Origin of the sequence: Pedobacter terrae (assembly GCF_036946585.1) — a bacterium.
GTDB classification, from domain to species: Bacteria; Bacteroidota; Bacteroidia; order Sphingobacteriales; family Sphingobacteriaceae; genus Pedobacter; species Pedobacter terrae_C.
On record NZ_JAQIIV010000004.1, the window covers coordinates 207,228 to 231,286 of the forward strand.

General features: G+C 38.1%; 19 protein-coding genes and 1 riboswitch. Of the genes, 10 read left to right on the forward strand and 9 right to left on the reverse strand.

Going from position 1 to position 24,059, the window contains the following annotated elements; genetic code table 11:
• Positions 1 to 208 precede the first annotated feature (208 nt).
• The 4 genes from PGN18_RS08115 (at position 209) to purD (ending at position 6,130) form a co-directional block, all read left to right on the forward strand.
• Complete coding sequence (locus tag PGN18_RS08115) at positions 209 to 2,899, forward strand: carboxypeptidase-like regulatory domain-containing protein (RefSeq protein ID WP_335318947.1); 2,691 nt, start codon at positions 209 to 211, stop codon at positions 2,897 to 2,899.
• 97 nt (positions 2,900 to 2,996) lie between these two features.
• On the forward strand, positions 2,997 to 3,758 hold the full coding sequence (locus PGN18_RS08120) for an enoyl-CoA hydratase/isomerase family protein (protein WP_335318948.1): 762 nt from the start codon (positions 2,997 to 2,999) through the stop codon (positions 3,756 to 3,758).
• A gap of 120 nt (positions 3,759 to 3,878) precedes the next feature.
• Entirely contained in the window at positions 3,879 to 4,754 is an 876-nt protein-coding gene (locus PGN18_RS08125; RefSeq protein WP_265852652.1) for an SDR family oxidoreductase, read from the forward strand.
• Positions 4,755 to 4,858: 104 nt separating this feature from the next.
• Positions 4,859 to 6,130, forward strand: a complete 1,272-nt coding sequence (gene purD, locus PGN18_RS08130) for a phosphoribosylamine--glycine ligase (protein WP_335318950.1) — start codon at positions 4,859 to 4,861, stop codon at positions 6,128 to 6,130.
• Between the two features lie 102 nt (positions 6,131 to 6,232).
• Here the strand turns inward: purD and PGN18_RS08135 are convergent, their stop codons facing one another.
• Positions 6,233 to 7,378 (reverse strand): AhpC/TSA family protein, encoded by a 1,146-nt coding sequence (locus PGN18_RS08135; RefSeq protein WP_335318951.1) that lies wholly within the window; start codon positions 7,376 to 7,378, stop codon positions 6,233 to 6,235.
• 415 nt (positions 7,379 to 7,793) lie between these two features.
• Positions 7,794 to 8,975 (reverse strand): formimidoylglutamase, encoded by a 1,182-nt coding sequence (locus tag PGN18_RS08140; RefSeq protein ID WP_335318953.1) that lies wholly within the window; start codon positions 8,973 to 8,975, stop codon positions 7,794 to 7,796.
• 71 nt (positions 8,976 to 9,046) lie between these two features.
• On the opposite strand from PGN18_RS08140, the gene PGN18_RS08145 reads away from it, so the two are divergent.
• Positions 9,047 to 10,009 carry an NAD-dependent epimerase/dehydratase family protein gene (locus PGN18_RS08145; protein ID WP_335318954.1) on the forward strand — a complete coding sequence of 321 codons (963 nt, stop codon included), beginning with the start codon at positions 9,047 to 9,049 and terminating at the stop codon, positions 10,007 to 10,009.
• Positions 10,009 to 11,310: an HAD-IB family phosphatase gene (locus tag PGN18_RS08150; protein WP_335318955.1), complete on the forward strand. Its 1,302-nt coding sequence runs from the start codon at positions 10,009 to 10,011 to the stop codon at positions 11,308 to 11,310. The genes PGN18_RS08145 and PGN18_RS08150 overlap by 1 nt, the downstream gene beginning before the upstream one ends.
• A gap of 247 nt (positions 11,311 to 11,557) precedes the next feature.
• Here PGN18_RS08150 and PGN18_RS08155 read toward each other — a convergent pair whose 3' ends face one another.
• The gene (locus tag PGN18_RS08155) at positions 11,558 to 12,835 is read right to left on the reverse strand and encodes a voltage-gated chloride channel family protein (RefSeq protein WP_335318956.1); all 1,278 of its coding nucleotides are present in this window, start codon (positions 12,833 to 12,835) and stop codon (positions 11,558 to 11,560) included.
• A 19-nt stretch (positions 12,836 to 12,854) separates the two neighbouring features.
• Positions 12,855 to 12,908, reverse strand: a riboswitch (Fluoride riboswitch).
• Positions 12,909 to 12,973: 65 nt separating this feature from the next.
• On the opposite strand from PGN18_RS08155, the gene PGN18_RS08160 reads away from it, so the two are divergent.
• Together PGN18_RS08160 and PGN18_RS08165 are read left to right on the forward strand one after the other, a co-directional pair.
• Positions 12,974 to 13,939, forward strand: a complete 966-nt coding sequence (locus PGN18_RS08160; protein WP_335318957.1) for a tryptophan 2,3-dioxygenase family protein — start codon at positions 12,974 to 12,976, stop codon at positions 13,937 to 13,939.
• A 144-nt stretch (positions 13,940 to 14,083) separates the two neighbouring features.
• Positions 14,084 to 15,148 (forward strand): branched-chain amino acid aminotransferase, encoded by a 1,065-nt coding sequence (locus PGN18_RS08165; RefSeq protein ID WP_335318958.1) that lies wholly within the window; start codon positions 14,084 to 14,086, stop codon positions 15,146 to 15,148.
• A 205-nt stretch (positions 15,149 to 15,353) separates the two neighbouring features.
• Here PGN18_RS08165 and PGN18_RS08170 read toward each other — a convergent pair whose 3' ends face one another.
• The 5 genes from PGN18_RS08170 to PGN18_RS08190 form a co-directional block, all read right to left on the reverse strand.
• Positions 15,354 to 15,818 (reverse strand): DUF4920 domain-containing protein, encoded by a 465-nt coding sequence (locus tag PGN18_RS08170; protein ID WP_335318959.1) that lies wholly within the window; start codon positions 15,816 to 15,818, stop codon positions 15,354 to 15,356.
• A 331-nt stretch (positions 15,819 to 16,149) separates the two neighbouring features.
• Positions 16,150 to 17,526, reverse strand: a complete 1,377-nt coding sequence (gene radA / locus PGN18_RS08175; protein WP_335318960.1) for a DNA repair protein RadA — start codon at positions 17,524 to 17,526, stop codon at positions 16,150 to 16,152.
• A 222-nt stretch (positions 17,527 to 17,748) separates the two neighbouring features.
• Positions 17,749 to 19,299, reverse strand: a complete 1,551-nt coding sequence (locus PGN18_RS08180; RefSeq protein WP_335318961.1) for an Rne/Rng family ribonuclease — start codon at positions 19,297 to 19,299, stop codon at positions 17,749 to 17,751.
• A gap of 280 nt (positions 19,300 to 19,579) precedes the next feature.
• A complete protein-coding gene (locus PGN18_RS08185) occupies positions 19,580 to 20,452 on the reverse strand; it encodes a tetratricopeptide repeat protein (protein ID WP_335318962.1) in 873 nt (290 codons plus the stop codon).
• Between the two features lie 10 nt (positions 20,453 to 20,462).
• Complete coding sequence (locus PGN18_RS08190) at positions 20,463 to 20,765, reverse strand: HU family DNA-binding protein (RefSeq protein ID WP_055909222.1); 303 nt, start codon at positions 20,763 to 20,765, stop codon at positions 20,463 to 20,465.
• 169 nt (positions 20,766 to 20,934) lie between these two features.
• Between PGN18_RS08190 and mutY the strand changes: the two genes are divergently transcribed.
• Both mutY and PGN18_RS08200 read left to right on the forward strand, forming a co-directional pair.
• Entirely contained in the window at positions 20,935 to 21,996 is a 1,062-nt protein-coding gene (gene mutY / locus PGN18_RS08195; RefSeq protein ID WP_335318963.1) for an A/G-specific adenine glycosylase, read from the forward strand.
• A gap of 54 nt (positions 21,997 to 22,050) precedes the next feature.
• Positions 22,051 to 22,488 carry a single-stranded DNA-binding protein gene (locus PGN18_RS08200; RefSeq protein WP_335318964.1) on the forward strand — a complete coding sequence of 146 codons (438 nt, stop codon included), beginning with the start codon at positions 22,051 to 22,053 and terminating at the stop codon, positions 22,486 to 22,488.
• A gap of 133 nt (positions 22,489 to 22,621) precedes the next feature.
• Here PGN18_RS08200 and PGN18_RS08205 read toward each other — a convergent pair whose 3' ends face one another.
• A complete protein-coding gene (locus PGN18_RS08205) occupies positions 22,622 to 24,055 on the reverse strand; it encodes a DUF4270 domain-containing protein (RefSeq protein ID WP_335318965.1) in 1,434 nt (477 codons plus the stop codon).
• Between the last annotated feature and the right edge of the window lie 4 nt (positions 24,056 to 24,059).

Consider the following 24,059-nt stretch of genomic DNA (forward strand, 5'->3'; position numbering starts at 1 on the left):
CATTTCCAAATCACTGAACGCGCAATAGTCTTTTCATGGAAATGAAGTGCAGATTATAGTATGAGTCATAACCCTGCCACTTAATAAATAAAGCAGATCTGTCGCGGCTAACTAAAAATTTAGCAGGTTAACTAAATTTCATGCTTACTTCATAAAAGTATGCCTTAGGTTTTGTACCTTGACACGTATTTATTTGTACCCTAACCACATGAAACTCAAAATTACTCTCGCCATTAGTTTTCTATCTCTGCTTATTGTTTTTGGCGCATTTAAAATGGATGATGATCCATTTAGTCAGCTTTTAAAGAAACTGGATGATTACACCAGTAAATATCCTCAGGAAAAAGTCCACCTTCATTTAGATAAGCCTTATTATGCCATCGGAGATGATATCTGGTTCAAAGCCTATGTGGTAAATACCAAAACTTCGGCGCCTTCTGATATCAGCAAAATTCTGTATGTAGAACTGATCAATGAAAAAGATTCGCTAAAAAAGCAGGTTAAATTGCCCATCATGGGTGGTATTACCTGGGGCGACTTTAAACTAACCGATTCACTTGCTGAGGGTAATTACCGGATTAGGGCTTATACCAACTACATGCGTAATTTTGGTACAGATTTCTTTTATGATAAGACCATTAAGATCGGAAATAGCTGGGCGAATAAGGTTTTTACGAAAACCGCCTACAATTTTGCCAAAGAGAACAATGTAGATCAGGTTACTGCTACCATTCATTTTGAAGATAAAAATGGGATTGCATATAGCCAGAACGAAGTAAGTTATGATGTTCAATTAGATTACCGCTCGGTTAGCAAAGGCAAAGTTAAAACCAGTTTAACGGGCGATGCCGTGATTAATTTTACCAATAACCAGCCCTTTCAAAATAAATCCGGAAAAATTATCGCGACGATAACGCTTGATAATAAACAAAAAGTGATCAAATCTATACCGATTACTTCGACCTCTAACGATGTGGATGTACAGTTTATGCCGGAGGGTGGGACGTTTGTTGAAGAACTTCCACAAAAAGTAGCCATTAAAGCCGTAGGTTCCAATGGCCGTGGTGAGGATGTGAAAGGCAGTATTATAGATGAAACGGGAAATGAAGTGACCACTTTTTCTACCGATTTTCTGGGCATGGGAAATTTCGTTTTTAATAGTCAGTCAGGCAGATCATATTCTGCAAAGGTTAAGTTTAAAGATGGTTCCGAAAAGACGATAAAACTTCCGGTGGCGGTTAAGAGTGGATATGCACTTTCAGTAAATGCTTTGGATACGGGTAAGGTAGTAGTTAAAATTATGGCCAGTGCCGATCTTACGAATGGGGCTGAATTGAAAGTTGTTGCCCAGCAAGGTGGCAATGTATATTATGGCTCTAAAGCCAAAATGGATAAACAAGTGCTGATGGCCAATATTCCAAAAAAGAACCTGCCAGCAGGTATTGTTCAGTTTACTTTGTTTTCGGACAGCAATCAGCCTTTAGCAGAACGTTTGGTATTTATAAATAACCGGTCAGAGTTAATCGACGTATCGCTTAATTCATCTAGCGTATCGAGCTCAAAAAGAGGAAAAGCAGCTTTTACTTTCAACGCAAATAATGATAATAAACCTGTTTTGGGGAGTTTTTCGGTAGCCGTTACCAATGCCACAAAAGTTGCTCCTGATGAAAACAATGAATCGAATATTTTAACTTCACTATTACTCACTTCCGATCTGACCGGATATGTAGAGCAGCCCAACCACTATTTTCTTAAAGATGATCTTCAAACACAAAAAGAACTCGATAACCTGATGCTTACCCAGGGCTGGAGAAGGTTTCTTTGGAAAAACATCATCAATAATGTTGGTCCGAATATAACCTATAAGCCTGAAGAGTCCATTACCATTAGCGGAACAGTGATGAAAGGCAATAAGCCTGTACCTGGTGGCAAAGTCATGCTTATGGCCACAAAAGGAACCATGTACATTTTAGATACGGTAACCAACGCCGAAGGTAAATTTGTGTTCGATAATTTAAGTTTTGGCGACAGTACAAAGTTTGTAGTTCAGGCAAGAACTAAAACAGAGCGGAAATTTGTAGACATTAATCTTGATATTGTTCCTGGGCAGATTGTAACGAAGAATAAAAATGGAGCCGATGTTGATGTCAATGTAAACAATACGTTAATGAAGTACATTAAAGAAAGTGATAACTATTTTAATGAGATGACCCGTTTGGGATTGCTGGAGCGAACCATTAAACTCGATGAGGTGACCATTACAGAAAAGAAAAATCCGGCCAAAAATTCATCAAACCTAAACGGAGCCGGTAGGGCCGACTTTGTAATGACCGCCGACCAGTTGTCTACTTGCGTTACCCTATCTCAATGTTTGCAGGGTCGTTTACCTGGAGTAATATTTAGGGGAAATATACCATACCTGATGCGCAGTCAAGATACACCGATGGGTATTATTGTAGATGGTATGCAAATGGAGGCCGATTTTCTGGATAACGTTACACCTATGGATGTAGAATCTATAGAGTTGCTAAAAAGTATTGGTAATACGGCCATCTATGGTTCACGAGGTGGTGGAGGTTTAATCATTATTACCACTAAACGTGGTGATGGTGGTAGAAGTGTAGATAGATATGCGCCGGGAATTGTGACATTTAATCCTAAAGGATTTACGGTTTCAAGAGAATTTTATTCGCCAAAATACGATAATGCAAGCCCTGACAATAAGCCCGATTTAAGAACAACTATTTATTGGAACCCACAGGTGGTTACAGATAAAGATGGAAAAGCACAATTTGATTTTTATAATGCAGATGAGCCCGGCACCTATCGAATGGTTATAGAAGGAATAGACGCTGCAGGGCATTTAGCCAGAAAAGTTTATACTTATGATGTTAAATAGAGAAAAATAGATAAATTTGAATTAGTATGCATGCATAGTTTATGCTGTGGTATATTTGTCTTGATACTGGATTCTTAAATCTTGATACTATTTAAATATGAATACAATAAAAGTAAGCGTAAAAGATCGCCTGGCAACCATCACATTAGACAGAGGGAAATCAAATGCATTAAACCGTGAGTTGATTACAGAGCTAAATGATATGCTTCAAAATATTGCTGCCGATGATAACATTGGCGGTGTGATATTAACCGGGACAGCACCTTTCTTTTCTGCTGGATTGGATCTGGTAGAACTTTATAACTATAATGAAAACGAGGCTAAATCTTTCTGGCAATTGTTTTTGAATTTTACGGCCAATATGGTTTCGTTTAAAAAGCCAATGGTTGCTGCAATTAGTGGACATAGCCCGGCAGGTGGTTGCGTTATGGCATTAGCATGCGATTACCGGGTAATGGCAGAGGGACAATATATTATTGGCTTAAACGAAGTTCCGGTGGGTATTATCGTACCGCATAGTATTTTCCAGTTATATGCATTTTGGATTGGTAAAGCAGAAGCTACCCGCAGTTTACTCTCTGGCAAGCTGTATAATCCTGAAGAAGCATTAAAGGTTGGCCTGGTAGATGAATTGGTTAAAAATGAGAGTTTATCAACAGCAGCCGAGCGCAAGATTAAAAAATACATGGAACTCGAAAGCAATACCTGGGCGCAAAGTAAAGTCAATATTCGCGAAGAGCTAATTGCTGCGGTATCTGCCGATCAATCTGCTACTTTAGAAAAAATGTTGGCACAATGGTGGTCGCCTGCAACACGCCATATTTTAAAAACCATTTTAGCTAATCTGCAGCGGAAATAGTTTCAGTTTACAATTGTCAGTTTCCAGTTGGGAATCTGCTAAATACAGTTACCATTTTCAACAAATTAATCCGTTTAGTAATTAACCGATTTAAACAGTTAACCCATTACCAAATTAATTATGTTCAATTATAATTCACCAATGCTCAGAGAAGATGCTTTAAAAGGAAAAACCATCGTTATTACAGGTGGCGGAACAGGACTTGGGAAAGCAATGGGCGTTTATTTTTTGAAGTTAGGCGCTAATTTAGTCATTACCAGTCGCAAGCAGGATGTACTGCAAAAAACTGCCGATGAAATGGAGGAAAAAACAGGTGGCAAAGTGTTGGCGGTAGCTTGCGATGTAAGAGAAATTGAGCAGGTAGAAAATGTATTGGCAAAAACGTTAGAGCGGTTTGGCGCTGTTGATGTATTGTTGAACAATGCCGCAGGAAATTTTATTTCTCCTACAGAACGCTTATCAGCCAATGCCTTTTCATCCATTATTGATATCGTTTTAAAAGGAACGGTTAACTGTACACTTACTTTTGGTAAACATTGGATTAAGGAAAAACAGGCCGCAACAGTTTTAAATATTGTTACTACTTACGCTTTTACGGGCTCCGCCTATGTTGTGCCATCAGCCTGTGCAAAAGGTGGTGTGTTAGCATTAACAAGATCTTTGGCGGTAGAATGGGGTAAATATGGTATCCGTACCAATGCCATTGCTCCGGGGCCATTTCCTACTAAAGGTGCATGGGAGCGTCTGTTACCTGGTGATTTAGCCAAAAAATTTGATTTTAAAAACCGTGTTCCCCTAAAAAGAGTTGGCGATCATCAGGAGTTGGCCAACTTAGCTGCATTTCTGGTGAGCGATTTTTCGGGCTATATTAATGGTGAAGTAATTACCATTGATGGCGGTGAGTGGTTGCAGGGTGCAGGCCAGATGAATGGTTTGGAAGCCATTCCGAATGAAATGTGGGATATGCTGGAGCAGATGACGCGAAGCGCGAAGTGAGGTAAGATGTGTAGTAGATAATGTGAAACGGAGAATAGAGCGATCGCTTATTGCATCATTCATCTTACCTTTTCCATCTTACATTTTTATTTATCTTTGCCGGTATGAATATCTTACTTTTAGGTTCAGGCGGCAGAGAAAGCGCATTCGCTTGGAAAATGAGCCAGTCTTCGCACTGCGATAAACTAATTATTGCTCCAGGTAACGGTGGTACAGGGGCTTATGGTACAAATATCAACATCAATGTAAATGATTTTGATGCCATCAAAAAAGTAGTGCTTACCGAAAATATCGGACTCGTTGTTGTAGGCCCTGAAGAACCTTTAGTAAATGGTATTCATGATTTTTTCCTTGCCGATCAGGCCATTGCACACATTCCGGTTATAGGACCTAAAAAAGAAGGTGCTATTTTAGAGGGAAGTAAAGATTTTTCTAAACAGTTTATGGAGCGCCACGGTATTCCTACTGCGGCTTCAAAATCTTTCACATCCGAAACTTTGGAAGATGGGTTAGCTTATCTTCAAAACCATGCGTTGCCGGTTGTTTTAAAGGCCGATGGCTTAGCAGCAGGTAAAGGGGTATTAATCTGTACCGAAACTATCGAAGCCCAGGAAGAATTAAAACAAATGCTTGGCGGTAAATTTGGTACAGCCGGTGCAACGGTAGTAATTGAAGAGTTTTTAAGCGGAATAGAACTTTCGGTTTTTATTTTAACTGATGGTGAACATTATATTACGCTACCTTCAGCTAAAGATTATAAAAGGATTGGGCAGGGCGATACCGGTCTAAACACTGGAGGTATGGGTTCGGTTTCCCCCGTTCCTTTTGCTACACCAGAGTTTTTAGCTAAAGTAGAAGAACGCATTATTAAACCAACGGTTGATGGTTTAAAGAAAGATCATATCGATTATACAGGTTTCATCTTTTTCGGACTGATTAAAGTAGGCGAAGAACCATTTGTAATCGAATACAATGCACGTATGGGCGATCCTGAAACGGAGAGCGTAATTCCTAGAGTGGAAAATGATTTAGTAGAGCTGTTTTTAGCCACAGCTCGCAAACAATTAAATCAGGTTAATTTGGTTATTTCCAAACAAACAGCCGCTACTGTGATGATTGTTGCCGGGGGTTATCCAGGCGATTACCTGAAAGGTAAAACCATTACAGGCATCGAAAATCTGCGTCATTCTCATGCATTTCATGCAGGTACGCTATTGGAAAATGATGTAGTAAAAACAAATGGAGGTAGAGTAATTGCGATTACCAGTTTACAAAAGGATTTGTTTACCGCTCTACAATCGGCGACTGCCGATGCCGGCAGGATTTACTTCGACGGAAAATATTTTAGGGAAGATATCGGATTCGATTTGATATGAAAAAGATATGTTTAAAAAAATCTAATCAAATTGGTTAATATTTTTATATAAAGGAGAAAGTCCCAATTTTTAATTGGGACTTTCTCCTTTTACAAATATTCCTTATTTTGATTTACTTCCTAGTAATTCCTGAAGTTTATCTTGTAAAGCTTGTTCTCTTAAGCCCTTAGCGATAATTTTACCTGTTGGGTCAATTAAGAAATTGGCTGGAATGGAGCGGATACCATATAGTTGCGCAACTTCATTATCCCAAAATTTTAAATCAGAAACATGTGTCCATGTTAATTTGTCATCAGCGATTGCTTTTAACCAGGCATCTTTTTTACCCGGACGGTCTAAAGAAACACCTAAAACCGTAAAACCCTTATCCTTAAATTTATTGTAAGCAGTTACTACATTTGGGTTTTCCTGGCGGCATGGACCACACCATGATGCCCAAAAATCAACCAAAACGTATTTACCTTTAAAGTCAGATAATTTAACCGGCTTTCCTGCTGTATCGGCCTGTGTAAAGTCCATGGCCATTGCACCTATCGCTGTTTTCTTTTCAGCTTCAAAAATCTGAGCTATTTTTTTGCCAGTAAATGTTGCCTTAAGTTCAGGTGACAGTGTTTCAAAAGCTTTCTGTGCTGCTGGAGCCTGATCAGGGTCTGAAGCCAACTGGTTTATTGAACTTAAGCTTACAAATGATTTTGGATTGCTACTGGCAAACTGTAATAATAATGGGGGCATTGCTGCGGCTTCTTTTTCATAACGTGCACTTAAAGCTTCCATAACAGCCTTATCTTGTTTTTGCTCTGGTGTATAACCTGCATATTCAGCATTAATCGCAGCAAGTTTATCTGCAACCGGTTGAGTTAGTGTTCTTAACTTTTTTGCGTCATCATTAACCGGAGATCCTGTAATTGTCGCTTTCTTTAAAGAATCTGCCGCGGCCAGTTTTATATTTCCCGGTTCTACATAAAGTGATAAACCGTCTAGTTTTTCACCTTGTGCCGGACGGGTTACATAAGGGTTTTTGTTTAAAAACAGACTTCCTTGCGCAGGGCTGGATAGTGTCCCTTTAAATGCAAATGCACCGTTTGTTACCATTGCTGAATCGGTAATGCTTTTACCATCTGTTTGATAAATAAGGTAAACTTTATCCCCGGTTTTTAATCCTTTTATGTCGCCGTTAACTGTAAATGGCTTCTGCGCCAATGCTACAATGGGCAACAAAGCCATTGCTGATAATAATATTTTTTTCATGAATAAGTTAATTGGTTCTTCCTAATTGAATCCAAATATAGGATATCGATGCATTAAAAACGTAAATAGCTGTGTAAAATTATGATAGCCTGTTTATAATAGCTTAAGACTTCACTTTATCGATTGCGAGCTTAATATTCTATACTGACTGCGTTTTGGTTTTCACATCCTCCATAGATTAAAGTTTTTCCCACTTTTTTAGGGCTTGCAGTAACCTCAAACTTATTCATATTTCTAAAAAGATTAGGAGTAACGGTTTGCGTAGCCTTAATTTCAAATACACTAAAGCCCTCATCTGTTGGTTGACGCAGATCTACTTCATTAGCATGGCCATCTTGCCAAAAATATTAACTTTGAAATTACACAGGTTTCATTTTGAAATTACACGACTTTAACTTTGAAATTGCACAATTTTTTAATTTAATTTTTGATAGGTTCTCCACCACAAATCGGGCATCTCACCATTAACCGCAATCTGATAATCATCATATCTGCAGGGTACCAAATGGTAACGCTCGTTTTTGGATTGGCCAGATGGATAGGGAACCTGCATCCACCAACGGTCTGATTTTTTACTTTTTACAAAAGTCATTTCTCCTGAACCGTCTTTCAAACTGGTTCGATAGATGATATACTGCGATTTCGGTGTAAGCGGGAAATCCTTTTTACGAGCGTAATACCCATCTATAAAGTACCATACCATCTGGGCGAGTAGGAAAGCTGTTTGTCCGTTATTGTCATAAGCAGGATTAAATTCGTAAAATCCTATTGACGTTAACTTGTCATTCATACCAGCATAACGAGCAATACGACAGGCTTCTTCACCATCAAAACCGTTTGGAGTAGTATTGGCATTTGCTGCGGCGTCAGCAGAACGGATAGCGCCAATATCGAAACTGATCATGCTGGCATTGCGGATGATGGGCTCTGTTAAGGTAATGTCCTGGGCAAATTCACCCAATCGGTGTACATCAAAGTATAATTTATCCATTACGCTCAAACTTTCCTGATTCACAAAATAAGTTTGATAACCCAAATTGCTGAAATTAAAAAGGTAATTAGGTTGATGTAAGAAAATTTTATTGAGGTAACAGTCAGACCGGGTTGCAATCCCTTCATGCTCATCATCGCCAATATCAAATTGGTTATCGACAATCACCAGATCTACTTTTTGCTCTAAATCTTCATAACCCAGGTATTGGCCATAGGTTAAGTCTTGTCCACCGCCAATAATAATGGGGATAATGTCTTTTTTAATGAGTTCCGAAACCACCATCTTGATGGCGATGTACGTATCGGCAATGGTTGCTCCATGTTTAATGTTACCCAAATCAACAATCCGGCTACTAAATGCACCTTCATTTAGTTTATAAAATTTCTCTCTGAAATAATCAGGGGCCAGGGCACAACCTTCGTTGTTAACAGCACCTCTTCCATCAAGTACCCCAAAAATAGCCAGATCGTAGGTTTGTTCTTCAAAATCGGGAAACGATTCAGTATAAATCTGCGCTTTTAGCCCTAACTGACTTGTAAAAAAACCTTGCTTGGGCGTAAAACTATCTGGGTTTATGGGGGAAAAGAAATCCGTTAGTGACATATATTTAAAACTCTCGGCTCAAATATCTATTTTTGAATGCGTATTTCCACATGTAGCCCGAAAAAAATAAAATGATACTGGTAACCGGAGGAACTGGATTTTTAGGATCTGAATTAATTAAGCAGTTAACCGATAGTGGTTTATCTGTTCGGGCGCTTAAGCGGAAGAAATCTAAAATTCCGGTGTTGCTTGAAAACATTCCTTTGATTGAGTGGTTTGAAGCCGATATTAATGAACCTGCTGCTTTAGAAGATGCATTTATCGGGATTACCAATGTCTACCATTGTGCTGCATTTGTATCCTTTAATCCGAAAGATAAAAAACAGCTTTTCCACGTAAATATTGAAGGTACATCGAACATGGTTAACCTTTGTGCCGAAAATAATTGCAGGCTGTTGCATGTAAGTTCGGTTGCCGCCCTGGGCAATGCAAAAAAAGATCATAAAATTACCGAAACAGATTTTTGGGAATATGACGCAAAAGCACACGCTTACGGTTTGTCTAAATACGAAGGAGAAATGGAGGTTTGGCGGGGCATTACCGAAGGATTAGATGCCATCATTGTTAATCCATCGGTAATCATTGGTAAAAATGCGGGTTTTGAAGGAAGTGGTGCAATTTTTAAATTGGTGAAAGGCGGTTTTCCATTTTACACTGATGGTGCTTCGGGTTTTGTTGATGTTGAAGATGTGGCTAAAGCGATGATCCTGTTAATGAAGGCAGAAGTTTCAGGAGAACGGTATATCATTTCTTCCGATGATTATCATTATAAAAAACTGTTTAAAGAAATTGCTGAAGGATTCGGTGTGAAAGCACCAACCAAAGAAGCAAAGCCATGGATGCTCGGAGTAGCCTGGAGGGCGCTAAAATTTGTATCCATATTTACGGGTAAGCAGCCGTCTATTACTAAGGATGCTGCAAAAAGTAGTTTAACATTGAGTTATTACAATAATCATAAAGTGAAAACAGCAACAGGTATTACCTTTAAGCCAGTTGCCCAAAGCATAAAAGAAATTACCCAACATTTAAGATAATGCCCAAACAAAAAGCTTATTACATCATTGATTTTGACAGTACCTTTACACAGGTAGAAGCCCTTGACGAACTTGCCCGAATTTCGCTAAAAAACCACCCCGATAAAGAGGCTATTTTTCAAAAAATTGAAGATTATACCAATTTTGCGATGGAAGGGAAACTTTCATTTTCCGAAAGTTTGGCACAACGTGTTAAACTGCTTGAAGCCAATGAGGATCATTTAAAACAGCTCATTAAACATCTAAAAAAGAAGGTATCTACTTCTTTTTCGCGTAATGCCGAATTTTTTAAAAAACATGCAGATGACGTACTGATTGTTTCCGGAGGTTTTAAGGAATTTATTACCCCTGTGGTAAGCCAGTACCACATTAAAAAGGAAAATATTTACGCCAATACTTTTGTTACCACCGGAGATGGCAAAATTATAGATTATGATCATGCCAATCCCCTAAGTGAAGAGGGAGGTAAGGTAAAGTTACTTCAGCATTTAAAACTAGAAGGCGAATTATTTGGTATAGGTGATGGTTATTCCGATTTTCAATTGCGCGAAAGCGGTATCATTAATAAGTTTTTTGCTTTTACCGAAAATATTGCCCGCGAAAGCATTGTTTCCAAAGCAGACCACGTAACACCAAGTTTCGACGAGTTTCTGTACGTAAATGATCTGCCGCGTGCCATTTCTTATCCTAAAAATAGAATCCTTTGCCTGGTAATTGGTGAGGTTGATTCCGTAACAATTTCTATTCTTAAAAATGATGGCCTCTCCATTAGGCATAAAGCTTCATTTGAAGATAAATATGTAAAAGATGTGGGGATTATCGTGTTAGCGGATGGTGAAAAAATAAGTAAAGAGCAATTAAAAAACGCAGCGAAGCTAAAAACTATTGGGTATTTAGGAAATGCAAAAAACAAATTAGATCTAGATTGGTGTACCAAACAAGGTATTGTAGTTTTTGATGATCCAAAAAATAACCCTCGTAATAGCAGTTTTATCCCGAAAAGAGTGGCGGATTTTATGAACACCGGCGCAACTTATTTAAGTGCTAATTTTCCAAATCTGCAATTGCCGAAAATTGATAAATCACACCGTTTAATTCATATTCACAAAAATGTTCCGGGTATTATGGCAAAAATTAATACCGTTTTTGCCAAACACAATATTAATATTGTGAGCCAATTTTTAATGACCAATCCTGAAATCGGTTATGCCATTACCGATATTAATACAGAATATGACAAACAACTATTTAAATCGCTTAAAAAGATCGAGCAAACGATAAAGTTTAGGGTGTTGTATTAGATAAGTTAACTATATTTATTAAATATTGATAGGAATGGTACGATCATGAGAAAGTAGACAATTTTATTCTTCGAGCAGGACTTATTGCAAAAACAACTGATAATGATGAAGCTTTTGCAATTATAGTTAAAGAAATAGATAATTGATCAGCAAAATCAGCAGGAAACATTTAAACTTTAGTTTCCCGCTGATTTAAGAAAATACCGCAGATGCACCATGCAAAACGCTTTACGCTAATCGCCTATCGCTACCTCCTCCTCAGCAACAAATGCTTTGGTGCCCCGATAGCCTGCGATTTATAAATTCCGGTATGGCCAGAAAACAGGTAAGCCGTAATGCAGGCCAGGGCAATATAAATTCCTGATGATATACCAAATAACTCTATTCCCATAAAAATACAGGCTAAAGGGGTATTCGCTGCACCAGCGAAAACAGCCACGAAACCCATTCCTGCTAGCAGACTAAGCGGTAGGGGAATAAAAAAACTCAAAAAGCTGCCCAATGTGGCCCCTATAAAAAAAAGCGGAGTGACTTCACCACCCTTAAACCCTGCGCTTAAAGTAAATGCAGTTAAAAATAACTTAATTGCAAAGGTATAATAACTTTCTTGTTTGATAAAGGCTTCTGAAATGACCGGAATACCCAAACCAATATATCGAGTATTTCCGATGAGGTAAATAATTCCAACTAAAATCATTCCGCCAATAAACGGGCGTAATGGTGGGTATTTAATTTTGGCAAAAAGACGAGATAATACATGATTTAATGCAGAAAAACTTCTCGCTGTAAGGCCAAATAATATGCCTGCCGCTAAGGATAACAATAGATTTATCGAATCTATTTCTGGCACAGCAGTTATGGAGTAATGGGTATGTCCAACACCCCAGGCTTTGCAGGCATAATCGGCAATAATTGCCGTGACAAATGTTGGAAGAATTGAACTGTAGGTTAAAGTTCCAATCACAAAAACCTCCAATCCAAATACGGCACCCGCCAGTGGTGTTCCAAAAACAGAGGCAAAACCCGCACTAATCCCGCAGATGAGGATCATTTTGCGGTCTCTGGTTTTAAGTTTAAACAGTTTTGTAAACTGGTCGGCAAAGGCTCCTCCAATTTGGACCGCTGTACCCTCTCTTCCGGCCGATCCGCCAAATAAATGGGTGATAATTGTACCCGCAAAAATGAGTGGCGCCATAATTATTGGAATTACATTTTTTGGTGAGTGTAATTCCTCAATCAAAAGATTGTTTCCCTTAATAACCTTCATACCCCAATAATGGTAAGCCAAGCCAATAATCAAGCCGGCGATGGGTAAAAAAGCAATCATCCAAAGGTGTTGCTCACGATAATTGGTTGCCCAGTTTAAAGTCGCTAAAAACAGGGCAGAGGCAGAACCGATAGTTACACCGAGTATAGAAGAAATAAACAGCCCCTTTATCGTACTTGTTAAGAGTAATCCGAAGTCGAGTTTAATAAAACGTTTGATAGACAGAAGAAATCCTTCTGTTAATTTTTTAACAGGCATTTGTATTCAATTTTAAATAAAAATCGTAGGAGTCATCAGCCTGTTTGGGCGGTACCCCATCGCCGTTGTTTCAAATGTATAAAATTTAGTAATTTGTTGCAAAATCTTTATCACCTTTGTAGAAGCTAACTTAAATTCATGGATTTTACACCCGAAATAAAAGACAAACTACACCGGCTTCAGGAAAAGTATACGGCAATGGGTCAGGATATGGCCTCATATCTTGATGGTCTTCTATATGCTGATTTCTTGACCTATTGGGATTACATCCATTTGGATACCTTGTTGAGTCTGCAAAACCCAAAAACACCAATCCCTGATGAAGAGATTTTCATCATGTACCACCAGATTACCGAACTTTATTTTAAGCTTGCATTACACGAGTGCCGGCAGATTGCAGAGCATGAAAATTTAACTGTAGAATTTTTTACAGCCAGGGTAAAACGGATCAATGCTTATTTTAATGCCTTAACGTCTTCTTTTGAGGTGATGGTAGATGGTATGGAAAAAGAACAGTTCCTGAAATTCCGGATGTCATTACTGCCCGCCAGTGGATTCCAATCGGGTCAGTACAGAATGATCGAAATTTGCGCTACGGATTTTATCCGATTGGTAGACAAATCCAAACGGGAGGAACTAAGCGCCGCAACAATAGAAGAACAGTTTGAAAATATTTATTGGAAATTCGGGGCAACCGAATTAGCTTCAGGTAAGCAAACTTTGACTTTAAAGCAGTTTATCAACAAGTATGCAGCCCAATTTTTACAATTGGCCAAAAAACGAACTTCAACTAATTTTTCAGCACTTTACCATAAACTGCAAGCCAATGGAGCCGATGTTTCCTCACTTGCTGATGAATTACGTAAACTTGATCTTTACGTCAATATAGAATGGCCTTTATCTCATTATAAATCGGCTGTACGTTACCTGGAAAAGGACCCGGTTGATATTGCGGCAACTGGTGGAACTAACTGGCAAAAGTATCTGCCTCCACGTTTTCAGAAGCGAATCTTTTATCCGTTTTTATGGACTGATATGCAAATGGAAGAGTGGGGTAAAAGCTGGGTGCTTAGTGTACTTAAGACACTCAAAAACAAAGATTAATATTGCAAAAAGCTATTAAAAAAGCCTGTTTTTTCTTAATTTGCGCGAAATAATTAATGATTGAATTAGAGAATGACAGAATGATTGATTGCGTAATGCGGATCATTCACTTATTCAAAAATCACTCATTCAAAATTCAATAATATGACTGAGACATTAGATATAAAAATCACCAAAACAGATCAGACAAGATTAACGGTTACTGATTTTTCTCAATTACCTTTCGGTAAGGTTTTTACCGATCATATGTTTACTGCCGATTATGAGGATGGCGAATGGAAAAATCTACAGATTCTCCCTTATGGGCCAATTCCAATGAGTCCTGCAATTTCTGCACTTCATTACGGACAGGCAATATTTGAAGGATTGAAGGCTTATCGCCAACCTAATGGAAAAATTAGTGTGTTTCGTGCTGATAAAAACTTCGAACGCTTTAACAAATCGGCAGCAAGAATGTCGATGCCAGGCGTGCCTGAAGAAATTTTTATGCAGGGTTTAGCTGCGCTGATCAATGTTGATGAGAAGTGGGTACCAAATCAGGAAGATTACGCTTTATACATCCGTCCGGTAATGTTTGCGATGGATCCTTTTTTGGGTGTTAAAGCATCAGATACCTATAAATTTGTTTTGTTAACCACACCAACAGGTCCATATTACAGCAATGCATTAAAAGTTAAAGTTGAGACTGAATTTACACGCGCAGACGAAGGGGGTGTTGGCTTTGCCAAAACAGCAGGAAATTATGCCCGGTCGTTATATCCTTTTGAGCAAGCTAAAAAAGAAGGTTACGATCAATTGATCTGGACCGACTCGGTAACGCATGAGTTTATTGAAGAGGCTGGAACAGCCAATTTGCTTTTTGTAATTAATGGCAAATTGGTTACCCCATCAGTGCGCAGTACTGTTTTGGATGGTGTAACGCGTGATACGATTATTAAGTTGGCTAGAGAGGCTGGAGTAGAAGTTGAAGAACGTAGGGTTTCTGTTAAAGAGGTTATTGAAGGGATAGAGAACGGAAGCTTAACCGAAGCTTTTGCTGCCGGAACTGCAGCTACCGTAACACATGTAGGTGAAATGGGTTATAATGGACAAATCTATAAATTAACCGATCCTGCTACAAGACATATTTCAAATGGCATCGCTAAAAAACTGAACGATATCCGCTACGGTTTAGCACCTGATGAATTTGGCTGGAACTGGGTTTTATAATCTGAAATCCTGTTAAACATAAAACCCCGATGCAGATTCTGCACCGGGGTTATTTTTTGTCTCGTTTTCCTGTTTCGTCATGCTGAATTTATTTTACAAGTAGAAGTAGCGTTTTCAATTGTCTTATAGCTACTGCGTGGTCAGCATCTTTAAGACCCTGAAATAAATTCAGGGTGACGAATACTATCATGTTTAATCCTGGGAATTACTTATCCAAAATTACCACACCTTTGGCTTCAAAAGCAAGTTCTTTTTTAGGATCTGTAATTTTAGCTACTTCTTCAGGAGATTTTTTAGCATCTTCTGCGTAATGCCTTAAGGTTTCTACTGAAATCGTTTGCTTTTTCGCTAAGCCATCCAAAACTACTTTTTTGCCTACAATGTCCATTGGCATAAAGAAAGCGTAATCTTTAAAGGTTACCCGCATAGGATCTCCATTTGGCATTTCTAATGTTATCCAGCAGCCCTTTTTCTTACACACATCAACTACTTTACCTTCTATTTTCATGTCAGCAACTTTTTTGTCGCCCATTGCTGCCTCCATCTTGGCGGCTGGTTTTACATTTCCTGGTTTAACTTCTTCTCCAAATTTTTGACCGTTATATGTTGTTTGAGCAAATGACAGCGCTGTAAATAAGCAAAAACTTAAGCTTAGAATAATTTTTTTCATGATTTTATAATTGATTTCGGTTATGGCCTAATCAAAGTTATCTAAATTTTTTCTAAATGTTGAACAAAAAAAGCCCCGCTAACATCCGTTAGCGAGGAAAATCATCCCTAATATTATGTAAATCAAACGCAATGATTTACTTATCTATTTTTCTAAGGCAAACCAAAAACCAAAAGTTCATTTTTTGTTTTAAATTTTGATAGTATTCTAATATTCAGATAGTTATTTGATTTTTATCTGTGCTTGTCACTCATTAGCATAGTAATAGAATGTGGAAAATTATCTCCTTTATGAGGAATGTTGTTGAGTTATTTCCACACTGCTGTTTATTTTATCCAAAAGCCAAACTGAATACCTCTTCTATTTTAGAAACAGCCTTAATCTCCAGGTTATATTTCTCTGTTGAAATCCCTTTCAAATTGTATTTGGAGATATAAATGATTTCGAAGCCCAATTTATCTGCTTCGGCAATACGCTGTTCGATCCTGGTTACCGCTCTAATTTCTCCCGATAGACCTACCTCGGCAGCAAAACAGTTTTTTGAAGAAATGGAAATATCCTGATGAGAAGAGATGATGGCAATCAGTACTGCCAGGTCAATTGCCGGATCTTCAACTCTAATTCCACCCGCAATATTTAAGAAAACATCTTGTGTGCTTAACCTGAAGCCACAGCGTTTTTCTAAAACAGCTAAGAGCATATTCATTCTTTTGGTATCAAAACCTGTTGCGGAGCGTTGCGGAGTTCCATATGCTGCCGAACTTACTAAAGCTTGTGTTTCAATTAACATCGGTCTGGCACCTTCTAATGTCGCTGCTATGGCTATTCCGCTTAGCTCTTCATCACGCTGTGATAACAAAATCTCGGAAGGATTGGAAACCTCCCTTAAACCACTCCCTTGCATTTCATAGATGCCTAATTCTGCAGCTGCACCAAATCGGTTTTTGATCGACCTCAGAATTCGATAAACATGGTGCCTGTCGCCTTCGAATTGTAAAACGGTATCAACCATGTGCTCAAGTATTTTAGGCCCTGCAATAGCACCATCTTTCGTAATGTGGCCGATAAGAAAAACGGGTACACCAGTTTCTTTTGCAAAGCGCAATAATTCTGCTGTACATTCTCTTACCTGAGATACACTGCCTGGAGTAGAATCGATATGAGTAGAATGAAGTGTTTGAATAGAATCAATCACCAAAATCTCCGGTTCTAAAGTTTCGATCTGTTTAAAGATATTTTGCGTCGATGTCTCGGTCAAAATGTAACAGTTAGAAGATGGATTTTCCTGAATCCGCTCTGCCCTCATTTTTATCTGCTGTTCGCTTTCTTCACCAGAAATATACAGTAGTTTTTTACCTTTTAAATTTAATGCCAATTGCAGCATCAGGGTCGATTTGCCAATGCCTGGTTCACCACCGATTAATACCAATGATCCTTCTACCAAGCCTCCGCCCAATACGCGATCCAATTCTTTATCGCCGGTTAATATCCTACGCTCGGTTGATGACTGTATTTCATTAACCTTGCTTGGTTTGCTTAGTTTGCGGCTGGAAGTGTCGCTTTTCCAGGTAGGAACTGATGCAGGGCTTTTCTCTACAATTTCTTCTACAAAGGTATTCCATTGGTTACAGGAAGGACATTTGCCTAGCCATTTTGCCGATTCGTAGCCACAGCTCTGACAGAAATATGCGGTTTTTGATTTTGCCAATTGATTAAAATTTAGATTACGAATTTAACCTTTCTCACTGATAAACCCCGAAGGTTTTTCATACGGTCGAGATTTGTAATCTCGACCGTATGAATTGTGGATTTGCAATCCACACAAGTAATTCTTTCTGAAGTCGGGATTACAAATCCCGACTAGCAAAAATCCAGACACCTAAAAAGCAAAAAGCCTGGATTTGATCCAGGCTCTCAGTTAATTTTTAAGTTACAATTTAATCTCTTCGTCTTTAGCAGAGATAAAGTGAAACTCAGTTAAATGATACGATGATTGCGCTTTAACTTTAATCCACTGGCCGTATTTAAAGAACCAGCGGCGTTGAAGGTTGAAAATGCCTTTTGTAATATAAGCTTCGATGTAAGGGTGTACACAGAGTGTTACGCCTTTTTCATTCTGCTCTTTCAAAATATAATTAAGGTTGTTTTCAATATCATCCATTAAAACGATACTCGCTTTAATTTCCCCGGTCCCATCGCAGGTAGGGCATTTTTCTACCGTAACAATATTCATTTCCGGACGAACACGTTGTCTGGTAATTTGTACCAAACCAAATTTGCTTGGGGGCAAAATCGTGTGTTTGGCTCTATCCAATAACATCAGCTCACGCAAATAATCGAATAGTATTTTACGGTTTGTTGGTTTGTGCATATCGATAAAATCGATTACCACAATACCGCCCATATCGCGCAAGCGCAATTGACGGGCAATTTCTTTAGCCGCCTCTTTATTTACCTGTAAAGCATTTTCTTCTTGATTTTCTTTACTGGCAGTACGGTTTCCACTGTTCACGTCTATTACGTGGAGTGCTTCAGTGTGCTCGACAACTAAGTAAGCACCACCTGGTAAGTTTACTGTTTTTCCGAAAGCATTTTTAATTTGCTTTTCTATACCAAAATGGTCGAAGATCGGTTCTTTTTGTTTGTAAAGTTTAACGATTTTTTCCATTTCAGGAGAAATATCGTGAACGTAAGAACGGATATCATCGTACAGATCTGGAGTACTAACATAAACGTTTGTAAAATCAGGGTTCAGAATATCACGGATTAACGTTGATGATCTGTCCATTTCTCCCCAAACTCTTTTTGATGGTTCGGTAGATGGCATTTTTTTTATGAAGTTCTCCCATTTAGCAATCAAATCCAAAAGATCCTTTTGCATTTCGGCAACTCCTCTGCCTTCAGAAACGGTTCTGATAATAACCCCAAAATTTTGAGGTTTAATACTTTCAATAATCTTTTTTAAACGATTACGCTCGGTATTACTTTTAATTTTTTTTGATACAGATATGGTATTGGAGAATGGCACCAGTACCACATACCTGCCGGCGATCGAAATGTCGGAACTTAAACGTGGACCTTTTGTAGAAATTGGCTCTTTGGCAATTTGTACAGGTAGGAGCATGTTTTTATTGAGCACATCAGAAATTTTGCCCGCCTTATTAATATCGGCTTCTAGCTTTAAATTATCTAATAATGTGCCTGTAACCGAGCCATTACGCTTGATCTTCGTTAGCTTAATTAAAGATTGCACCTGAGGGCCCAAATCAAAGTAATGCAAAAATGCATCTTTTTCATAACCAACATCCACGAAAGCAGCATTCAGACCAGGCATAATTTTTTTAATGCGGCCTAAATAAATATCGCCTACGGCATAATTAGTATTGATTTGTTCTTTGTGAAGCTCAACAAGTTGTTTGTCTTCAATCAACGCTATGGTAACTCCGGCAGGAGTCGAATTGATAATTAATTCTTTTACCAACAGCTACAGATTTAAGGCTTTCGCCTATTAACAAATGGATAGTAAATAAAAACAGTGATATAGCCAGAAAACATATACAATTAAAAAATCATATAATTGTTTAAACCTCATAGTGTTTACTATGAGGTTTAATTGGCTTAATCAAAATAAGAAACTATTTTTTCTTGTGTCTGTTTTTTCTTAAACGTTTTTTACGTTTGTGGGTAGCCATTTTATGTCTTTTTCTTTTTTTACCGCTTGGCATAGTTTTAAGTTTTAAATGTTTTTATTAATCTGTTAATTAATTTTTATTCTTTAGTTCAGCCACCTTCTTATCAATGAAAGAAGATAAGGTTGGGTTAGCCGCTAATTTTTTGCTTGATAGGTAAGCATCTACTGCTTCTTTATTTCTGCCTAAATTTTCTAAAGCTGTTCCTAAATAAAAATAGGCTTCAGGAGTTGGAGCTGTAGCAATTACCGTATTAAAACGGGGAATTGCTTTGTCAAACTGACCTGATTTTATCGAGAATAACCCCAAATTCATATTTGCCTTTACATTTTTAGGTTCTTTAGCCACAACTTCCAACAACATTGCAATACCTTGCATTGGTGCACCTAAGCCATTTACTATTGTTACACCTAAGCCTGTTTTAGCCTCAATGTTTGTAGAGTCTTTCTCTAATGCTTTTTTGTAAGACATATTGGCTTTCTGCAATAAAGCAGGCTGCGCTAAGCTGTCTTGTGTGCTTTCAAAAGCTTTTATAAATTGATTTCCGGCAGCTAACCATGATTTTGTTGATGGTTCGCCTTCGGCTACAACTTCTAAATAAAGGGCAGATGGGGTAATCTGTTCAACGTCGTCCCATTTCTGGGCCAGTTGCTTGGCCAGTTGAACCTTTTCTGCACCATTCGCGCCTTTGTAGCTGTTCTCTAGCGCTGTAATATCTGTAGCCAAATTCTTATTGATTACATTCTTTGCAGCTGTGGATGAAGTTTCAAGGTTTAGTACCGATGATGGAGAAGATGCTCCGGCCATTTGGCCACTCGAAGGCATTTTTCCATTTTCTTCCGTTGGTTTAACTAAGCCTTTAATGTCTCTTGTAAATAGAAATGCAACAAGCAATACAATCGCTCCAATAACAATGGTTTGTTTTGATCTGATGTTGCTATTCATAAACTAAGACTTAGGCTTCTACTTTAATTTTTTTTGAGTTACTTTTTACTTTATCAACAAATACTTTTGCTGGTTTAAAGCTAGGAACAAAGTGTTCAGGGATGATTATTGCAGTGTTTTTGGAGATATTTCTCGCAGTTTTTTGCGCTCTCTTTTTAACAACAAAGCTCCCGAAGCCTCTAACGTATACATTTTCACCGCCAATCATGCTGGTTTTGATAACCTTGAAAAATGCCTCAACTGTTTCCTGTACATCAACCTTCTCAATTCCGGTTTTTGTTGATATTTCTGAAATAATATCTGCCTTAGTCATATTTTATTATTTATTATATATTATGTTTTAATATTACTACTGTTTTGGGGTTGCAAAAGTATTGCTTTTTAATGAGATAGGGAAATAAAAGATGATTTTTTTATCGGTGGACTTATCAGGCTATTGCAAGTTTTTTTTTAATTGGATAAATAGATCGTAATTTGCAGTAATGACATTTCAAAATGAACTCATCAATTGGTACTTAATCCATAAAAGAGATTTACCATGGAGACACACCAATGATGCTTATACCATCTGGTTATCAGAGGTTATATTACAACAAACAAGAGTAGAGCAAGGACTTCCGTACTTTAATCGGTTTCTGGAAAATTTCCCCACAGTTAGCGATTTTGCCAATGCTGCCGAAGCAAAGGTTTTAAAGCTTTGGCAGGGGCTGGGATATTATTCCAGAGGAAGAAATATGCATGCAACGGCCCGGATTGTAATGCAAGATTATAATGGAATTTTCCCAAATCTGCATGATGAGCTCATCAAATTGAAAGGAATAGGTGAGTATACTGCTGCGGCAATCTCTTCATTTTCATCAGGAGAAGCACGGGCTGTAGTAGATGGAAATGTGTTTAGGGTGCTCTCCAGGTTTTATGGTTTAGCCACCCCAATAAATAGCCTAGCAGGTAAAAAAGAGTTTTATGCTTTAGCCAATGATTTGCTATATAAAGAAGACCCTGCGCTGTACAACCAGGCTATTATGGAGTTTGGGGCCATACAATGTAAACCAAAATCGCCCAATTGCGGCATTTGTCCGCTCAATCAGGATTGTTATGCTTTCAATCACGATCAGGTAAATGCATTGCCTATTAAAATCCGTAAAGCCGCACAGAAACATCGATATATCAATTATTTTATTTGTTTCGAAGATGAGAAAGTTTTGGTCAGGGAGAGGCAGGCAGGAGATGTATGGCAGCATTTATATGATTTTCCGAGTATAGAAACGACTGAAAAGTATGAATTAAGCGATTCATTATTTATCGATCAGGTGCGATCTGTATTTGGAAATCATGCCCAATTTAATCTTATAAGTGCTAAAAAACACGTTTTGACACACCAAATAATCCATGTGCAATTTTTTGCATTAAAAAATTATATATTTAACTTTAATAAACAAAAGGAACTTGATTGGGTTTCTTTAAGTAAATTAGATGAGTTGCCGCAGCCAAAAGTAATCCATGACTTTGTCCAGGAATATTTTTATAAGGACAAAATGGAATAACTAACCCTTCTTATCTGGCGCATTTAAAAAAGAAAAAACTAACCAAAAATATTTATGTCTGGGATTAACAAAGTTATTTTAGTAGGCCACTTAGGCAAAGACCCTGAGGTGCGGCATTTAGACGGTGGCGTAACAGTAGCCAGCTTTCCATTAGCTACATCGGAAACATACAACAAAGACGGCAAGAGAGTAGAGCAAACAGAATGGCACAATATTGTATTATGGCGTGGATTGGCCGAAGTTGCTTCAAAGTACCTGCAAAAAGGCAAACTGGTTTATATAGAGGGTAAGCTGAGAACAAGATCGTTTGAAGATAAAGAAAAGGTAAAAAAATATGTAACCGAAATTGTTGCCGAAAACTTTACCATGTTAGGCAGAAAAAGCGATTTTGAACAAAGTCCAGCAGCACCTACGCATCAAAACACGGAAACTAAAATTGATGATGAATTTACCATTGGTCCTTCAGATGAAAATGGTGATCTTCCGTTTTAATTAATTTTTTAACGTAATTTAAAAAAAAAGCTACCTGACGAGAGGTAGCTTTTTTTATGCGCTCGTTTTTCGAACTGAAAACAAAAAACTCCTGCCAGTTTACTGGCAGGAGTTTTTTGTTTTCACTAAATCATTAATTAATCTTAGTATAATAAATATTTAGTTTTATCTTACTTGCAGTTGTGCTACCGGCACCTATAACCGATCTTTCGGCGGATGTAGCGCTAGGGGCTATCTGAAAGTCTGTGTAGGACGTTGGTGCCAGGAATGTGCCGTAATCTTCCATGTTCTTATCAATTAAACTTTGTACATAGCTGGTTATGATAAAGATGTAACGTTTCTTTAAGGAATCGAAATAGCCGCCAAAAAGTGCTGCACCGCCAGAAGTACTACTTGAAAATGTTGTGTAATCAGGTATGTTTGCGGGTTGCTGTGCAATGTCCCAACGATATAAAGAAAGCCGTTGGGCAGCATTGAAAGGATATGCTGGCGCGGTTTCACCGATCTCTACAACTAATTCTGCCTTATTGATAACTGCTTTTCCGTAGGTGCTGATAAAGTTTGTCAATTCAGGAAACTTTAATTTTGTTTTTACACCAGCTAAACCTTGTAAATAAGTTACACTATATTGTTGAGCAGGGTCTGTCGGAACAGGAACAACAATTTGTTTTTGTATTTCTGTGCCGGAGTAATCATGTTTAATATTCGCAGCTACTCCCGTAATTGCAGAACTAGTACCATTTGAAACTAGCTTTCCGATTGGGAAATTTACAGTTGCTGTATCCACGCCATTGGAAGTATTTGTTTTTTTCCAAACCAATTGCAGGTAAGAATCAGTTCCAGAAAAGTTAAAGAATGCAATCCCGCCAACACCCGTAGAAGATGATTTATTAACCTGGGCATACAAACCTTTAAAAGATTCAATAAACTTAGTATCTGTTGCGGTTCCTGCGGTACCCTGGTTAAGTATGGCATTTTGTATAAATGCCTTATTTAAAGGTATCCTAATCTGTGCAGGTACTGTTTTTAAAGTATCGACTTTTCCGGCGACAATATCATATACCTTTGTTTTAGTATTTGGCGCCAATCTGCCTGTGAAATTCCCTAATAAGGTATTATTAATAGCCTGAACATCGGAACTTTTATAGCTGGTTACCTTATTGGCCAATTGATATACATCTATACTGTATTTAGAATTAGTTGTATCACCATAAAATTTCGTCGCTGTGCTGGATTCATCGAATTTTAATACTAAAACCGCTGAATCAAGTTGCGGAGAGGTTCCAAAATCATAACTGCTGCTTACCGGGTAAACCGTCATCGCTATACCCGCCTCTGTTTTACCAAAAACGGGATCAGTCATGTAACCTAAGGGATAACGATTTAATCCTGAAGTATTTGCTGCTGTTTCCTCTACCAATTGTGTGGTAACCGGCGATACTACTAAAGTTCCGGTAATGGCTGTATTAGGGTCAACATCTAAACCAACACCATCGGGGTTCTTACATGATGCAAAAAGAAAAAGACCTATCAACAGGGTTAATAAGTCTTGTTTTGTAAATTTCATATTT

Excerpts from the sequence above, each read along its gene's own strand:
- PGN18_RS08140 (WP_335318953.1), bottom strand. The coding sequence starts at position 8,975 with ATGTCACTAACGGATTTCTTTTCCCCCATAAACCCAGATAGTTTTACG.
- PGN18_RS08165 (WP_335318958.1), top strand. The coding sequence starts at position 14,084 with ATGACTGAGACATTAGATATAAAAATCACCAAAACAGATCAGACAAGA.
- PGN18_RS08160 (WP_335318957.1), top strand. The coding sequence starts at position 12,974 with ATGGATTTTACACCCGAAATAAAAGACAAACTACACCGGCTTCAGGAA.
- purD (WP_335318950.1), top strand. The coding sequence starts at position 4,859 with ATGAATATCTTACTTTTAGGTTCAGGCGGCAGAGAAAGCGCATTCGCT.
- PGN18_RS08120 (WP_335318948.1), top strand. The coding sequence starts at position 2,997 with ATGAATACAATAAAAGTAAGCGTAAAAGATCGCCTGGCAACCATCACA.
- PGN18_RS08155 (WP_335318956.1), bottom strand. The coding sequence starts at position 12,835 with ATGCCTGTTAAAAAATTAACAGAAGGATTTCTTCTGTCTATCAAACGT.
- PGN18_RS08170 (WP_335318959.1), bottom strand. The coding sequence starts at position 15,818 with ATGAAAAAAATTATTCTAAGCTTAAGTTTTTGCTTATTTACAGCGCTG.
- PGN18_RS08205 (WP_335318965.1), bottom strand. The coding sequence starts at position 24,055 with ATGAAATTTACAAAACAAGACTTATTAACCCTGTTGATAGGTCTTTTT.
- mutY (WP_335318963.1), top strand. The coding sequence starts at position 20,935 with ATGACATTTCAAAATGAACTCATCAATTGGTACTTAATCCATAAAAGA.
- PGN18_RS08125 (WP_265852652.1), top strand. The coding sequence starts at position 3,879 with ATGTTCAATTATAATTCACCAATGCTCAGAGAAGATGCTTTAAAAGGA.
- PGN18_RS08200 (WP_335318964.1), top strand. The coding sequence starts at position 22,051 with ATGTCTGGGATTAACAAAGTTATTTTAGTAGGCCACTTAGGCAAAGAC.
- PGN18_RS08185 (WP_335318962.1), bottom strand. The coding sequence starts at position 20,452 with ATGAATAGCAACATCAGATCAAAACAAACCATTGTTATTGGAGCGATT.
- PGN18_RS08145 (WP_335318954.1), top strand. The coding sequence starts at position 9,047 with ATGATACTGGTAACCGGAGGAACTGGATTTTTAGGATCTGAATTAATT.
- PGN18_RS08190 (WP_055909222.1), bottom strand. The coding sequence starts at position 20,765 with ATGACTAAGGCAGATATTATTTCAGAAATATCAACAAAAACCGGAATT.
- PGN18_RS08115 (WP_335318947.1), top strand. The coding sequence starts at position 209 with ATGAAACTCAAAATTACTCTCGCCATTAGTTTTCTATCTCTGCTTATT.
- PGN18_RS08135 (WP_335318951.1), bottom strand. The coding sequence starts at position 7,378 with ATGAAAAAAATATTATTATCAGCAATGGCTTTGTTGCCCATTGTAGCA.
- PGN18_RS08150 (WP_335318955.1), top strand. The coding sequence starts at position 10,009 with ATGCCCAAACAAAAAGCTTATTACATCATTGATTTTGACAGTACCTTT.